The following is a 13,476-nucleotide window of genomic DNA, read 5'->3' on the forward strand; positions in this document are numbered from 1 at the left end:
GCTTGGTCGCATCGTGTCGAAAAGCTTGCAGCTTGACATTCAAGCTCCTGGGATGTCTCTCAAGCGAGGTCAATGTATCCGGTGTCCGGGCCTCCCCTCGTCCCGGGCCGGGAATGCCGGATTACGACCGCTCACCACATAGGCTGGACAGACGTGCGATTCCTAAATGATGTGACGCCGCCCTACGATCTCACGTACAGCGATGTCTTCATGGTGCCGTCCCGATCGGCGATCGGGTCACGGCTTGCCGTAGATCTCTCGACGAACGACGGCACCGGCACCACGCTCCCCGTCGTGGTGGCCAACATGACCGCGGTGGCCGGACGCCGCATGGCGGAGACCGTGGCCCGCCGCGGCGGCATCGCCATCATCCCCCAGGACATCCCGATCGACGTGGTGGCCGAGGTCGTCCAATGGGTGAAGGCCCGCGACCTGGTCCATGACACCCCGATCACGCTGACGGCCCACCACACGGTCGGCGAGGCGCTGAGCCTGCTGCCCAAGCGGGCGCACGGCGCGGTGATCGTGGTGGACTGGCAGAACCGCCCGGTCGGTGTCGTCACCGAGGCCGACTGTCAGGGGGTGGACATGTTCACCCAGCTCTCCCAGATCATGTCGGCCTCGCCGCAGACGCTGCCGCGCGGGATCGACCCGCAGGCCGCGTTCGCCGCGCTGCACGAGGGCCGCCACCGCCTCGCCCCGGTCGTCGACGAGGACGGCAGCGTGGTCGGCATCCTCACCCGTACGGGAGCGCTGCGCTCCACGTTGTACCGGCCGGCGGTCGACGCGGAGGGCCGGCTGCGCATCGGCGCCGCCGTCGGCGTGAACGGCGACGTCGCCGCCAGGGCCAAGGAACTGCTGGAGGCGGGCGTGGACGTGCTCGTGGTCGACACGGCCCACGGCCACCAGGAGAAGATGATCTCCGCCCTCCGGGCGGTCCGCGCGCTCGGCCCGGACGTACCGGTCGCGGCGGGCAACGTCGTCACGGCCGAGGGCGTGCGCGACCTGGTCGAAGCGGGGGCCGACATCATCAAGGTCGGCGTCGGGCCGGGCGCGATGTGCACCACCCGGATGATGACCGGCGTGGGCCGGCCGCAGTTCTCCGCCGTGCTGGAGTGCGCCGCGCAGGCCCGCGCACTGGGCCGCCACGTGTGGGCCGACGGCGGCGTGCGCCATCCGCGCGACGTCGCGCTCGCGCTCGCGGCCGGCGCGTCCAACGTGATGATCGGCTCGTGGTTCGCCGGGACGTACGAGTCGCCGGGAGACACCCGGATCGCGCCCGACGGCCGCGCCTACAAGGAGAACTACGGCATGGCCTCGGCCCGTGCCGTACGGCTGCGCACCGCCGAGGACTCGCCGTTCGAGCGGGCGCGCAAGGCGCTGTTCGAGGAGGGCATCTCGACGTCGCGGATGTACCTGGATCCGGTGCGGCCGAGCGTCGAGGACCAGATCGACGCCATCGTCGCGGGCCTGCGGTCGTCCTGCACCTATGCCGGCGCGGCCGACCTGGAGGAGTTCCACGGGCGGGCCGTCGTGGGCGTGCAGAGCGCCTCCGGATACAGCGAGGGCATGCCGCTCCACCAGAGTTGGTGACCCCGCCCTCGCGGCCGGGACAGGCATGGCCATCCCCTGACGGTAGTGCGGTCAGGCAACGACCGCACTACCCGTTGGAGGCGCCCTGGCCGCCGCCAAGGGCGCGGAAACCGCGCGGGGCGCGACCCTCGACACGGCGCGGCGGGGCGGGTCCGACCGGTAGAGTCGATCTCCGCCGGAAGCCCCCGGCGCGAGAGGACAGGAGACGCACGTGACAGCGGAGAAGCCCGAGATCGACTTCCCCGAGGGCGAACCGCCCGCCGACCTGGAGATCGTCGACCTCGTCGAGGGAGACGGACCCGAGGCCCAGGCGGGGCAGAACGTCACCGTGCACTACGTCGGAGTCGCCTTCTCCACCGGCGAGGAGTTCGACGCGTCATGGAACCGGGGCCAGCCGTTCCAGTTCCCGCTGGGCGGCGGCCGCGTCATCGCCGGGTGGGACCGCGGCGTGGTCGGCATGAAGGTCGGCGGGCGGCGCCGCCTCACGATCCCCCCGCACCTCGGGTACGGCAACCGCGGCGCGGGCAACGTCATCAAGCCGGGCGAGACGCTCATCTTCGTCGTCGATCTGCTCGGCGTCGGCTGACAGCCCGCGGGCCCGATCGAACCCGGTCCGATCGAAGCCCAGCAGACGGGCTCCGGCATGGCGGGACCCGGTCTGGCGCGGGCGGGCTCCTGACGTCGATGATGGTCCGATGACCATGGCCGCCGACCTCGCCCCCGCCACCCGTCAACTCCCCCCGTTCGCCAGACGTCCGATCGCGGTGATCGCGATGATCGTCGTCGCGGTGCTGCTCGCCGTCAGTCCCTGGTACGGCTACCACCGCGACGAGCTGTACTTCCGGCTGCTGGGCGAGCACCCCCAGCTGGGGTACTTCGACACGCCACCGCTCACCCCGATGATCGCGCGGGTGTCCACGGCGGTCTTCGGCGACACCGTCGTCGCCCTGCGGATCTTCCCGGCCCTGGCGGCCGGGATCATCGTCGTGCTCGTCGCTCTCATCGCCCGCGAGTTCGGCGGGAGCCGTACGGCACAGCTCCTGGCCGCCGCCGGCACCGCCACCGGGGTCTTCCCTCTGATCGCCGGGCACTCGCTGCTGACGCTCACCCCGGACATGCTGGTGTGGGCCGCGGCCGCGCTGTGCCTGGCGCGCGTGCTCGTGCGGGGCGACGGGCGGTACTGGCTCGCGGTGGGCGTGATCGCGGGTGCGGCCACGTACAACCGCGACCTGATCGTGCTGCTGCTGGGCGGTGTCGGCGTGGGCATCCTGGCGGCCGGCCCGCGCGAGGTCCTGCGGGACCGGCGGCTGTGGATCGGCGCACTGCTGGCGATCGTGATCGCCTCGCCCAATCTCGTCTATCAGGCGACGCACGACTGGCCGCAGCTCCAGATGGCCGATGCCCTGCGAATCGACGAGGGCACGGACAACCGGATCGCTTTCGTGCCGCTGCAGCTCGTGCTGCTCGGCCCGCCCCAGGCGGTGATCTGCGTCGCGGGCTGGCTCAGGCTGTGGCGCGGCCGCACGACACGGGCGTTCGCGATCGCGTACCCGCTGGGCTGCGCGCTCACGCTGTACTCCGGCGGCCGCCCCGACTACACGGCGGGGTTCCTGCTCTATCTGTTCGCGGCCGGCTGCGTCGTCGCCGCCGACTGGCGTTGGCGGCGAACGCTGGTGACCGCATTGGCCATCAGCGCGGTGATCGCGGTCGTGACGGCGCTGCCCGTCATCCCGGCCGCCTCGCTCGGCGGCACCCCGGTCGCCGCGATGAACGAGGTGGCCCGCGAGTCCGTCGGGATGCGCGATCTCGCGCGGCAGGTCGGCCGGGTGGTGAGCGAACTTCCAGCGTCGGAGCGGGCGGACGCGGTGCTGCTGGCCTCGAACTACGGACAGGCGGGGGCGCTCGACCGGTGGGCGGGCGAGTTCGGGCTGCCGCCCGTCCACAGCCCGCACAACGAGCTGTGGTGGTGGGGTCCGCCGCCGGAGAGCGCCCGGACCGTGGTCGTGGTCGGCTTCAATCCGACCGATGGGTTCGCCCGCTGCTCGGTCGCGGCGAACCTGAACGGGATGCCGGGCGAGGAACAGGGCAGGCCGATCACCATCTGCCGTGATCCCCTCCGGCCATGGCATGAGCTGTGGCCGGCCATGCGCCACTACAGCTGACACCCACCCGCCATGGCCGGATCGGGCGGTCGTGAGGCAGGATTACTTTGTGTTGCTGATCGATCTCGCCCGCACGTCGGCGGCCGTCGCCGCGGACCGAGCGCGCACGGCCAAGATCGGGCACCTGGCCGAGTTGCTGGGCCGGGTCGGGCCGGACGAGGCCGAGATCGCGATCGCCTATCTGTCCGGCGAGCTGCGGCAGCGCCAGATCGGCGTCGGCTGGCGCCGCCTGCGTGATCTGCCCGAGCCTCGTCAGGTCGCGACGGCGACCCTCGCCCAGGTAGACGCGCTGCTCGAACGGATCGGGTCCCGGTCCGGCCCCGGCTCGCAGGCCGCGCGCCGGGACCTGCTCAATGAACTCTTCGCCGCGGTGACCCGGCAGGAGCAGGCGTTCCTGAAACGGCTGCTGACGGGTGAGCTCCGCCAGGGGGCGCAGGGCGGTGTGATGGTCGAGGCGATCGCCAAGGCGGCGGACGTGCCCGCGGCCGAGGTCCGCCGCGCGCTGACCCTGCGAGGCTGGCTGCCGGCGGTGGGAGCGACCGCGCTGGGCGGCGGCGTGTCGGCGCTGCGCGCGTTCCACCTCGAGGTCGGCCGCCCGGTCGCGCCGATGCTCGCGCAGAGCGCGCCGAGCGTCACCGCCGCGCTGGAGAAGATCGGCGGCCCGGCCGCGATCGAGTGGAAGCTCGACGGCGTGCGGGTGCAGACCCACCGGCGAGGCGACCAGGTGACCGTGTTCACCCGCGCCCTCGACGACATCACCTCTCAGGTCCCCGAAGTGGTCGAGGCGGTCGCCGCGCTGCCCGACACCGACCTGGTGCTCGACGGCGAGGTGATCGCGCTACGGCCCGACGGCCGCCCGGAGCCGTTCCAGGTCACCTCAGGCCGGGTCGCCGGCAAGATCGGGGTCGACGCGCTCCGAAAGACCGTGCCGCTCAGCGTCTTCTTCTTCGACGCGCTGCGTGTCGGGGGGGCCGACCTGCTCGACCTGCCGGACGAGGAGCGGCACGCCGCTCTGGAGGCCGCCGTGCCGGCCGAGATGGTCACCCCGCGCCTCGTCACCGCCGACGCCGACGCGGGTGAGGAGTTCTTCGCCGACGCGCTGCGGCGCGGTCACGAGGGCGTTGTGGTGAAGTCGCCGTGCACGTCGTACGCCGCTGGCCGGCGCGGAGCCGGTTGGGTCAAGGTGAAGCCGCGGCACGCCCTGGACCTCGTGGTGCTGGCCGCCGAATGGGGCGGCGGCCGACGCCAGGGCCGGCTGTCCAATCTCCATCTGGGCGCTCTCGATCCCGAGACCGGCGGCTTCGTGATGCTCGGCAAGACCTTCAAGGGCCTGACCGACGAACTGCTGAGCTGGCAGACCGAGCAGTTCCTGCGGCTGGCCGAGGGCCCCGCCGACGACTGGGTGGTCATGGTCAAACCCGAACTCGTCGTGGAGATCGCCTTTGACGGCGTCCAGCGCTCGAGCCGCTATCCGGGCGGGATGGCACTGCGGTTCGCCCGCGTGCTGCGCTACCGGCCGGACAAGCGGCCCGATGAGGCCGACACGGTCGAGACGGTCCGCGCGCTCCTGCCCTGAGCGGTGCTCATTTCACAGGTTCATTTCACGAGACGGATTGTCAGGGGGTAGCGGAACTCACCTCCTGACAGGGCCGACACCCCGGCGACGATGGACAGCACGAACCACAGGATCCAGTAGACCGGTATCAGGGGGATGCCGATGATGGTGAACGGCAGCAGGATCGTCGCGCCGAACAGGGTGAGGTGGAAGTTCAGCGCCTCCACCGCGTGTCTCCTGACATAGGGCGAACCGCTGCCCGCCGCCAGCATGATGACCAGCGGACCGATCACGAACAGGCCGGCCAGCGACAGCAGATGCGCCCCGGCGCCGAGGAGGCGGTCGCGGGATTCATCATTCGGCCCCGTGTACGCCGACGGGGGCGGCACATAGGCGGGACGCGTGCCGTAAAGATCGGCCATTATCGGCGTGAGGTCCGCATGTGTGCGCGCGGTCATGGCACGATCCAGCCGTTCATCCATCTCGATCTTGTCGAGTCTGCCCGCGGCGAAGGCCGCCTTCACGTGCTCGACCACCTGATCGCGGTCCGCGTCGGTCACGCGTAGCTGAGGGTGCGGCACGGGCCCGCGCCCCTGCCATCGTGGTGTCGCTGCCGCCGGCATCAAAGCATCGCCTTCCGTCAGTGGCCGTCAATGGCCCTACATCAAGTCTGCATCCATCTTCGGGGCGGCGGGACGGGGCAGGCATCAGGGAAATCCCGGACCTGGCCCCGAGAAGTCCACGGGAGACGAACTTAACGCGTTCGTGATCGCGAAGCGGTATAAAAGCGCTATGGGATGGCGAGATCGCTATGGCCTCAGGCGACGGCGCGGGCCACGCGTGGCCAAGTTCGACCGCGCGGCGACCGATGAGGACATCGAGGCGCTCATCGAGTTCGCCAAGACGCGGCGCGGCGTCGAGTTCTACGTCGAGCCGGAGACCTTCGCGACCGAGACCACGGCGGTCGCCGTGGCGCACGACGGGGAATGGACCCGCCGCCGCGTCGGGTCGCCCGCGGTGATCGGCAAGGTCGCCCGGGATCTCGCGCTGCCGGTCTACGACGTGCAGCTCACCGGCTATCCCGCGCGGATGCGCGCCTACAACGAACGGCGCCGCCAGGCCGAGAGCGACGAACTCGCGTAGCACGCGCCGGCCTTCAGAGCGGCGGCTCAGCCCGCCAGCGCGGTCGGCTCCTCTCCCAGCAGGGCGCGTAACGGCATCAGCCATCGCGAGTTCGGCGGACCCATCTCGATGTCGATCTCCTCTGGAGTGGGCATGCGGTCGCGCAGCGCGGCGGGTGGCAGCAGATGCGCCAGGGCCTGCCGCAGCAGGATCGCCATGGAGTAGCCGGGGTCGGCGGCCAGCGCCCGGTCCACGGCCATGCTCGCCAGCGCGCAGTCTCCCTCACGCCAGGCCGCGGCGGCCAGCAGTGAGGCGGAGGGCGCGACGTATCGCGGCTCCAGCCTCCGGGTGAGGTCCCGCCACAGGGCGATGTGGGAGTCACGGTCGTCGAGCAGCGCCCACGCCTCGTCGCGTATGCGGATGACCGTGAGATCGAAGCCCAGGCGGGCCGCCTCGTCGTCGTCCAGCCGGCCGCCGGAGGTGTACCGTTCGATCGCGGCGCGGACCCGGGCCAGGCCGTCGGCGACGAACCGGGCGGCGAACCCGTCGGTGGGCACGCCTGTCCCGGCCAGCCTGGCTCGCAGCTCGGTCGCGACGCGCCCGGCGACCTCCCGCATCGCCGGTCCACCGGACGGCTCGAGCGAGCGCCGCAGGCTGCCGCGGTCTGGCAGCGCGACCAGCCCGTGCATGACGGCCTCGGCGGCCACCCGGCTGAACGCGGGGTCGTACGGCGTACCCTCGGCCGGGCAGCAGGCGGTGTCGACACAGGCGTACGACCAGTAGCGGCCCTCGTCGGCCCGCAAAGCCTCGGCCAGGCCGATGCCTGCCCCGGCGAGCAGTCGCATGACCTGATCGACGGCGGGAGTCACGAGGTGGCCCGGGCCGTACCCGACCAGGAGGGCCACCGTGACCTGTTCCCGCCGCAGCAGCGGGATGATCCGGTCGAGGTCCCCCGGCCGGGGTGGCAGGTCCCACCGCGTGCTCAGCCGCAGCGCCTTCCCGTCGAAGCCGGTGACGACGAGGCTGTCGGCGGGATGGAACCCGATGAGGTACGGCACGGCGGCGAGGATGTCCGCCGGGGTGGAGAGCACGAGCTTCGGCATAGCGGTCATGGGGCCAAAGCGTGCCCCACCCGCTTCCCCCGCCTCCCCGCCGAACGCCGCTCTGGGGAGAACGCGGGCTACCCAACCGAACAGATCGGCCACAATCACCCATGCTCTGGGGAAAACTCATCTCCGGGAGAGAACCCCGGCCCAGGTCGTGCCAGGTGCAGGCGGACGAGCATGGCGGCGCCGGCCACGGCGGCCGGCATGATGATCACGCTGACGAGCGGCACGAGGAAAGCCAGGAAGATGGGGACGCCGAAGCCGAGCGACACCGCCTTGTTCGACCGGAGCAGGGCGAACCGCTCCCGGCGTGCGAGACCCCGGCGTTCCATCGCCAGCGCGGTGAGCTCCACGGTGAGGAAGAAGCCCGAGACGATGGCCCCGAGCACCGGCACGACGGTCTGACCGATCACCGGCACGAACCCGAGCACGAACAGCGGGATCGTGAACATCAGGACGTATCCAAGCGTGATGACGCTGTCGCGGATGGACCGGAAGAACGACCGCCAGAACGGCTGTTCCGGCCCGTCGGGCATCCCGCCGAGATCCTCCTCCACCTTCTCCGACAGCTTCTCGTAGAAGGGCTCCCCGATGGCCAGCGCGACCGCGGTGAAGGTCAGTACGGCGAGGCCGAGGCCGGCCACGAAGACGACGACGCCGACGAGGACCCGGAACACGTCGCGCCAGCCCCAGCCGTCGGCGAACGGCGTGGCCCAGGCGGCGATGTCACCGGCGTGCGTGCCGAGCCATACCAGTGCGACGACGTAGAGAACGAGCGCGATCAAGGCCGGGATCAGCCCGAACAGCCACCATCCCGGGTGCCTGGCGACCCAGCCGAGCCCCTTGAAGCAGTAGCCGACGCCGTCGGCGAAACCACCCGGACCGCCCCGCCCATTGGCAGGCCGCCCAGTAGCAGGCCGGCCGGTCCCACCGGCGCTGTCACGATCATTCCCGTTCACGCCGGGCAGGCTACCGCCAAAGGCTCGTGACGGGCACTCCGAGTTCGGCGAACAGGCGGCCGAGCAGGGGCAGCGAGATCCCGAGCACGTTGCCGTGATCGCCGTCGATGCCGTCGATGAACCAGCCGCCGAGGCCGTCGAGGGTGAACGCCCCGGCGACGCGCAGCGGCTCCCCGCTGGCGACGTACGCGGCGATCTCGTCGTCGGTCGGGGTGCCGAATCGCACGACGGTCGATCCCACCGCCTTGGCCGTGCCGCCTCCCGTCACGTCCTTGACGCAGTGTCCGGTCAGCAGCCTGCCGGTCCTCCCCCGCATCATCCGCCAGCGGCGTACCGCCTCCTCCGGCGAGCCGGGCTTGCCGTACGCGACGCCGTCGAGTTCGAGCACGGAGTCGCAGCCGATGACGAGACCCTCGTTGAGGGTCCGGGACACGGCGCCGGCTTTGGCTTCGGCAAGGGCGAGGCAGAGTTCCTCGGGAGAGCCGGCGGTGACGGCGTCCTCGTCCACCCCGCTGACGATCACCTTGGGGTCGAGCCCGGCCGCGCGCAGTACGCCGAGTCGGGCGGGTGATGCGGAGGCAAGCACGAGCTCGGTCACACCGGAAGCCTACCCGCCCGGAGTCCCGTCTCAGTCCTCGTTCTCCTGCGGCAGCACGTGGAGGGAGGACATCACCTTGTAGATGTCCTTCCAGTACTTCTCCTGGCTGTCGGGGATCGAGATGAACACGAGGCCGGGCTTCCTGCCGGGGACGTCGAGGAGCGCGAGCGCCGCCGACGACGTCCGTTTCTTGCCCTTGATCGTGTAGTTCACCCGATATCCCAGCAGCCAGCCGTCCCGCTTGCTGACCTTGAGCGGCTGGGAGGCCGACCAGGTGATCGTCGCCCCGGAGGGTTGGTGGTTGAGCGTCCAGCGCGCCGCGAGGAAGGCGGTGTCGCGCAGGCTCTCCTGCACCGGGATGGGAACGGGGCAGGAGACCAGCATCCCGCGGAACTGCGACCCCTTGGCCGCGGGCAGCATCTGACGTGAGGCGAACGGGTTGCCCCTGGCGGCCTTCCAGACCTTGGCGAACCGTGGGAAGGCCACGCCGGAGCGCTGGTCCTTGACCAGTCCCCGGGTGGTGGTGGTTCGGCCCGGCAGCGCACGCAGCTTACGGGTGCTCGTCGTCAACGTCGGCACCCTCGGGTCGGACAGCGCGGCGTCCATCGCGCTGCGCGCGCCCGACGGCGAGTCGGACGCCGCGGAACTCGACTGACTCGACTCGGGGCTCGGCGTCGCGCCATCCGGACCTGCCGTGGCAGCGAGGGCTTCGGCGGTCGGCCCAGAGGTCGGCCCAGAGGTCAGCCCAGTGCTCTCGCCTGGGCTCTCCCCGGTAGTCGGCATCGCGGTGGGCTGGACCCCCACCGGGATATCCGCGGCCTGGGCTCGGGGAGCGGCGTCGTCCCGGTTGAGCAGCACGACGGTGGCGACCGTGCCCACCACGACGACGGCGACGGCACCCGCGATCACCCGGTAGACCACGCGCATCGGCAGGTCGCCGAGGGCTCTGCCGGAATTCGGCGGCGGCGGCGCCTCTGGGACCGTGATCTTCGGTAGAGGTGTCGTCTCCGCCTCGGCCGCGATGTATGTGGGAACAGCCTTATTCCCATAGTCCCCAGGTGCCACGTTCGGGAGCGTACGGCATATGCCGGTATGTCCGGGCACGATCCCTGTCACACTTCGGGAACGCCCGCCTCCGCTGCGGTACGGATCACCGGACCGGCAGCGCCGCCCGAGACCACCCGCCGCATGCCGAACCGGTCCATGAGCGCCGCGGCGAACGGAGCGCACAGCCCGTACAGCATGAGGTTCACCGAGATCACGAGCGAGAACGTGCCCCGGCTCCAGCCGAACTCGTCCCGCAGCGGGTTGATCAAGACGCTCGGGGTGGCGCGGAAGCCCGCCGCTCCGATGACGGCGACGAAGGCGGCGGCCACGATCCAGGCGCGATGCAACGCTCTCGCGGCGGTCAATCCTGGCGGCTGTGGCGCTCGCCTACGTCGCCAGATCTTCCGTACGCCTGCTTGAAACCGGTGGAGCTATGGGGACTCGAACCCCAGACCCCCTCCATGCCATGGAGGTGCGCTACCAGCTGCGCTATAGCCCCGCGCACCGCCGCGATCGCGGTGCCACGCCAGTGTATAGGACTTCGGGACCGCAACCCAACGCGCGCGGGGTCACGGCCCGACGGAGGCGGTCCCGGCGGGCAGCGGCATCGCGAACCAGACGGTCTTGCCTCCGGCGACCCGACTGGTCCCCCAGCGTTCGGCGAGCTGGCTGACCAGGTACAGCCCCCGGCCGTACTCGTCCAGCAGCCCGGGCTCGTGCAGCGCCGGCATCCGGTGGTCGTCGTCGCTCACCTCGCACAGCAGTGCGTCGGTGCGCAGCAGCCTGATCGTGATCGGGCGGGAGGTCCGTCGCACCGCGTTCGTCACGAGCTCGGACGCGAGGAGCTGAGCCATCGGGACCATCGATTCGAGCCCCCAGGAGGCCAGCGTCCGGCGGACCAGGCCGCGAACCTTCGCCGGAGCCATCGCCTGGGGTTCCACCATCCACTGCGCGACGTGCTCGCCGGGGATCCCCCGGAACCGGATGGCCAGCAGCGTGACGTCATCCGAATTGACCGTTGGCAGCACCCGGTCGCACATCTCCTCGATCGGACCGGGTTGTGCGAGCTTGCCGCGCAGTTCCTCGACGCTCTGGCCGATGTCCCGGCCACGCTCCTCCACGAGGCCGTCGGTATAGAGGACGAGCATGCTACCGTCCGCCACCGGGATCTCCATCGTCTCGTACGGCGTACGGCCGAGCCCGATCGGCGGGCAACGGGGCGGGAACAGCATCTCCGCCCCACCCTCCGGCCCCACGAGGACGGGCGGCGGGTGCCCGGCACTGGCGATCGTGCACCGGCGCAGCACCGGGTCGTACACGCAGTAGACGCAGGTCGTGATCGTCTGGTCGGCCAGCCGCTGCGCGACCTCGTCGAGCGAGTGGAGCACCTGCTCGGCGGGCAGATCGAGCGCGGCCAGGGTCTGCACCGCCGTGCGGAGGCGGCCCATCACAGCGGCGGCCGCCGGGCCGTGGCCCATGACGTCGCCCACGACGAGGGCGACCCTGCTGCCCGGCAGCGGGATCACGTCGAACCAGTCGCCGCCCACCCGCTCGGCCGCGGGCCGGTAGCGGAAGGAGATGTCGACCCCCGGCAGGTCGGGCGGGCTGTCGGGGCGGATCCCCCGCTGGAGGATCTCCACGGTCTCGAGCTGCTGCCGGTGCAGCCGCTCATGAAAGATCGTGAGCGCTGCGGGCACGCCGAGTTGTCCGGCCGCGAGCATGTCGCCCTCGCCGAACGGCCGGCGCGCCCGATCCCTGGCGAGCAGGGCGGAGCCGACCGGCTTGCCGTACGCGCGGAGCGGCACCGCGACCAGATGCTCATCGAGCAGTTCCGGACCATGCGGCAACTCGCCGGTCCACCGGTGCGGCAGCCGCCGCGCGGGGTCGACGCGGTGCCGCGCCTCGCCCTCGACGTAGACCGCCGCGGCGTCCGCCAGCCTGGGCACCGCCGCCTCGCACAGCAGCCGGGCCGCCTCCTGCGGATTCGGGCTGTCGCCGATGGCCTGTACGGCCCGGCCGAGATAGGCCAACTCGGTGAGGGTCTCCCCGTCCCACGACACGGGTCATCCCGCCGCTCAGAACCCGTCGCTACGGCAATTGAGGAACAACTGGATTTCGGGCGGGGACTGCGTGGTCGCCGGGGCGTACGAAACGTGGTTCTCCGAAAGCACAGTGAAACCGGCGCCCTCGACGACCGCACGCAACTCGTCGCGCACATACCCGGTCACCCGGATCGGCGCCCCGAGAAACTGGAAAGGCACGTCGTCGAGGTCGAATTCCACCATGCTCAGCGAGAGCAGGCCGCCGGGCGCGAGCACCGCGCGCAGGTTCGCGAGCGCCTTGCCGATCTCGGCGCGGGGCAGCATGAGCAGGCTGAAGAAGGCCGTCACGGCGTCGAACGTGCCGAGCGAGCCGTTGAGGTCGAGCACGTCCATCTCCAGGAAGGTGCCCACGGGGACGTGCTGCCTGGCCAGGTCCAGCATCACGGGTGAGATGTCGATGCCGACCACTTCGCAGCCGGCCTCGGCGAACTGGCGTGCCGTGGGCGAGCCGGTGCCGCAGCCGACGTCGAGGACGCGGGCACCCGGCTGGAGCTGCTTGATCATCCACTCACCTGCGGCGACCTGCCCTTCCTTGTAGGGGAAGGCCTCGTCATACCGCGAACCGATGCGATTGAACGCCTCGGCCTGGAGCGCACGGTACTCGTCACCGAGACCGCCCGACCCTGATTCGATTGTCATCCTCGCCGCCAACGGTGATCAGCTGTCTTTACCTTCTCTTAAATAAGGGCCATGACCCGGCAAAGTCAAGCCATTCCACAGCTAGTTTGATATTTAACCAGTTCGATCTGTCAGAGATCACTGTCAAGTCTCGTGATCAAGGTGTCACCCTCCGCCACATCACGCCGCGGGCACCTCCTTGACCTGCTGTCGCCGACGACGCCTCGCCCGTAAGCGGCGTTGGAGCGCTCTCAGAAACGCGACAACGGTGCCGACCTGCGGTCCGCGTACAGGAAGGCACCCGCCCCGGGTGCCGGGGGCGGCGGGAAACCGGCTGGGAGACATCGAAAAGGCCGCCTCCCAACAGGAGACGGCCCTTCAACTTCGGTGGAGCTATGGGGACTCGAACCCCAGACCCCCTCCATGCCATGGAGGTGCGCTACCAGCTGCGCTATAGCCCCTTGCGATCGCGAGCCCAGTGTATAGGAGTCCGCGCGAGGACGGTAATCGGCGCGAGCCGCCGCCCCGATGCGGGCCCCTCCCCGTGCGGCTCGGGGAGAGGCCCGGTCTCGTCCGCCGTGCCGTACCGTGCTTCAGCGGCGACAGGATGCCGG

At 70.8% G+C, this 13,476-nt stretch carries 13 protein-coding genes and 2 tRNA genes; 5 read left to right on the forward strand and 10 right to left on the reverse strand.

What is annotated here, in order from left to right; translation table 11 throughout:
• Positions 1-153: 153 nt before the first annotated feature.
• From ACFHYQ_RS00005 to ACFHYQ_RS00020, 4 genes are all read left to right on the forward strand, one after another.
• A complete protein-coding gene (locus ACFHYQ_RS00005) occupies positions 154-1,593 on the forward strand; it encodes a GuaB1 family IMP dehydrogenase-related protein (protein WP_394298955.1) in 1,440 nt (479 codons plus the stop codon).
• A gap of 211 nt (positions 1,594-1,804) precedes the next feature.
• Positions 1,805-2,179, forward strand: coding sequence for an FKBP-type peptidyl-prolyl cis-trans isomerase (locus tag ACFHYQ_RS00010; RefSeq protein WP_394298956.1), 375 nt, complete (start codon positions 1,805-1,807; stop codon positions 2,177-2,179).
• Between the two features lie 109 nt (positions 2,180-2,288).
• Complete coding sequence (locus ACFHYQ_RS00015; RefSeq protein ID WP_394298957.1) at positions 2,289-3,755, forward strand: glycosyltransferase family 39 protein; 1,467 nt, start codon at positions 2,289-2,291, stop codon at positions 3,753-3,755.
• Between the two features lie 49 nt (positions 3,756-3,804).
• Positions 3,805-5,331 carry an ATP-dependent DNA ligase gene (locus ACFHYQ_RS00020; protein WP_394298958.1) on the forward strand — a complete coding sequence of 509 codons (1,527 nt, stop codon included), beginning with the start codon at positions 3,805-3,807 and terminating at the stop codon, positions 5,329-5,331.
• A gap of 20 nt (positions 5,332-5,351) precedes the next feature.
• Here ACFHYQ_RS00020 and ACFHYQ_RS00025 read toward each other — a convergent pair whose 3' ends face one another.
• Positions 5,352-5,933: a DUF1707 and DUF4870 domain-containing protein gene (locus ACFHYQ_RS00025; RefSeq protein WP_394298959.1), complete on the reverse strand. Its 582-nt coding sequence runs from the start codon at positions 5,931-5,933 to the stop codon at positions 5,352-5,354.
• Positions 5,934-6,102: 169 nt separating this feature from the next.
• Here ACFHYQ_RS00025 and ACFHYQ_RS00030 point away from each other — a divergent pair, with 169 nt between their 5' ends.
• The gene (locus tag ACFHYQ_RS00030) at positions 6,103-6,453 is read left to right on the forward strand and encodes a hypothetical protein (RefSeq protein ID WP_204015896.1); all 351 of its coding nucleotides are present in this window, start codon (positions 6,103-6,105) and stop codon (positions 6,451-6,453) included.
• Between the two features lie 26 nt (positions 6,454-6,479).
• On the opposite strand, the gene ACFHYQ_RS00035 is transcribed toward ACFHYQ_RS00030, so the two are convergent.
• From ACFHYQ_RS00035 to ACFHYQ_RS00075, 9 genes are all read right to left on the reverse strand, one after another.
• Complete coding sequence (locus ACFHYQ_RS00035; protein WP_394298960.1) at positions 6,480-7,544, reverse strand: DUF4192 domain-containing protein; 1,065 nt, start codon at positions 7,542-7,544, stop codon at positions 6,480-6,482.
• 95 nt (positions 7,545-7,639) lie between these two features.
• Positions 7,640-8,497: an EI24 domain-containing protein gene (locus tag ACFHYQ_RS00040; protein ID WP_394298961.1), complete on the reverse strand. Its 858-nt coding sequence runs from the start codon at positions 8,495-8,497 to the stop codon at positions 7,640-7,642.
• Positions 8,498-8,507: 10 nt separating this feature from the next.
• Positions 8,508-9,095 carry a Maf family protein gene (locus ACFHYQ_RS00045; protein WP_394298962.1) on the reverse strand — a complete coding sequence of 196 codons (588 nt, stop codon included), beginning with the start codon at positions 9,093-9,095 and terminating at the stop codon, positions 8,508-8,510.
• Positions 9,096-9,125: 30 nt separating this feature from the next.
• Entirely contained in the window at positions 9,126-10,160 is a 1,035-nt protein-coding gene (locus ACFHYQ_RS00050) for a hypothetical protein (protein WP_394298963.1), read from the reverse strand.
• 47 nt (positions 10,161-10,207) lie between these two features.
• The gene (locus tag ACFHYQ_RS00055; protein WP_394298964.1) at positions 10,208-10,507 is read right to left on the reverse strand and encodes an MFS transporter; all 300 of its coding nucleotides are present in this window, start codon (positions 10,505-10,507) and stop codon (positions 10,208-10,210) included.
• A 61-nt stretch (positions 10,508-10,568) separates the two neighbouring features.
• A tRNA-Ala gene (locus ACFHYQ_RS00060) sits at positions 10,569-10,641 on the reverse strand.
• A gap of 70 nt (positions 10,642-10,711) precedes the next feature.
• Entirely contained in the window at positions 10,712-12,202 is a 1,491-nt protein-coding gene (locus ACFHYQ_RS00065; RefSeq protein ID WP_394298965.1) for an ATP-binding SpoIIE family protein phosphatase, read from the reverse strand.
• Positions 12,203-12,217: 15 nt separating this feature from the next.
• Positions 12,218-12,883 (reverse strand): class I SAM-dependent methyltransferase, encoded by a 666-nt coding sequence (locus ACFHYQ_RS00070; protein WP_394298966.1) that lies wholly within the window; start codon positions 12,881-12,883, stop codon positions 12,218-12,220.
• A 367-nt stretch (positions 12,884-13,250) separates the two neighbouring features.
• Positions 13,251-13,323: transfer RNA gene (locus tag ACFHYQ_RS00075), tRNA-Ala, on the reverse strand.
• Between the last annotated feature and the right edge of the window lie 153 nt (positions 13,324-13,476).

Source organism: Sphaerimonospora cavernae, assembly GCF_042435035.1.
GTDB classification, from domain to species: Bacteria; Actinomycetota; Actinomycetes; order Streptosporangiales; family Streptosporangiaceae; genus Sphaerimonospora; species Sphaerimonospora cavernae.